The following is a 1,353-nucleotide window of genomic DNA, read 5'->3' on the forward strand; positions in this document are numbered from 1 at the left end:
CGATTAGATGGGATATTCGGCTTTGCGCCTCATCGTTGACCATGGTGGATTGCGGTGCTGCGCTTCTGGCTGATGGTAAAACGAGGTCATGTCTTTCAACAGCCTCAAACATCAAAGGGAGAAGCGCAACATGAAACACTATTGTGCACTGGATGTGTCGGTGAAAGAGACCGCGGTTTGCATTGTTGATGAAACAGGCAAGATTTGCCGGGAGACGAAGGTTGCCACTCACCCTGATGATTTGATCTTGGTGATGAAGGACCCGAAGTGGCAGATTGAGCGGATCGGTCTTGAAGCCGGACCACTGTCGCAATGGCTTTATGAAGGACTTGCGAAGGCAGGATTGCCCGTGATCTGCATCGAGACCAGGCATGCCAAGGCATTTTTGAAAGCTCAACCGAACAAGACGGACCGCAACGACGCGCGTGGCATAGCCCAGATGATGCGCGTCAATCTCTATCGGCCTGTGCATGTGAAGACACTGACGAGCCAGAAGCACCGGGCATTGCTGACCGCGCGCAAACTCTTGCAGGAAAAAGCCATCGCCATCGAGAATGACATTCGCGGATTGTTGCGAAACTTCGGCCTGAAAGTCGGATTGGTCGGCAAGGTCAAATTCGAGGAGCGGATCAAAGAGCTCGTCGAAGACAGACCTGAGCTTCGCGAAATCATGCAGCCTTTGTTGACTGCACGCAAACTGCTGCGTGAAGAGTTCACCAGGCTGCACAAGAAGGTTTTGGATTTGGTCCGTGAAGATGAAGTCTGCCGCCGGTTGACGACGATCCCCGGCGTCGGCCCCGTTGTCGCACTCACCTATACGGCAACCATCGATATTCCTGCGCGGTTTGCACATTCAAAAGCGGTCGGTTCTGTGCTCGGCCTGACGCCGAGACTGAACGAGTCTGGTGAAAGCAAACGGGTCGGGCGAGTATCCTGTTGTGGTGACGCGATGATGCGATCCCTGCTTTACGAAGCAGCGCAAGTCCTGCTGGCAAATGTTAAGAAATGGTCGTGGCTAAGAGCCTGGGCGATGAATATCGCCAAACGCCGCGGCAGGCAAAAGGCGGTTGTCGCCTTGGCCCGACGGCTTGCGGTGATCATGCATCGCATATGGAGTGACGGAACCGAATTCTGCTGGACGCGGGAGAGCTTGCCTGTCGCTGCGTAATTAGCGACCAGGGTAACGAGAACCAGAGGAAACAAGAGAATTCCGCCGCCGGTGGAAAGATGTCCTTCGCAGGACGACGGATGGGGTAAGTTCGCGTGGTTGTCTGTTGCGGTCGCTCATCGCGATCAGGTCGCCGATTAGATTGTTCCGCCCCATTCTCCTGATCCCATAATGGGAGGGCCAAC

The 1,353-nt window shown here is 54.8% G+C and carries 1 protein-coding gene; it reads left to right on the top strand.

What is annotated here, in order from left to right; all coding sequences use genetic code 11:
• Positions 1–130 precede the first annotated feature (130 nt).
• Positions 131–1,168, top strand: coding sequence for an IS110 family RNA-guided transposase (locus tag GHK62_RS18160; protein WP_153440540.1), 1,038 nt, complete (start codon positions 131–133; stop codon positions 1,166–1,168).
• Positions 1,169–1,353: the final 185 nt, after the last annotated feature.

The sequence above is a fragment of the Sinorhizobium terangae genome (assembly GCF_009601505.1).
Classification (GTDB): Bacteria; Pseudomonadota; Alphaproteobacteria; order Rhizobiales; family Rhizobiaceae; genus Sinorhizobium; species Sinorhizobium terangae.

Coding starts and splice junctions, on each gene's coding strand:
- GHK62_RS18160 (WP_153440540.1), top strand. CDS start 131: ATGAAACACTATTGTGCACTGGATGTGTCGGTGAAAGAGACCGCGGTT.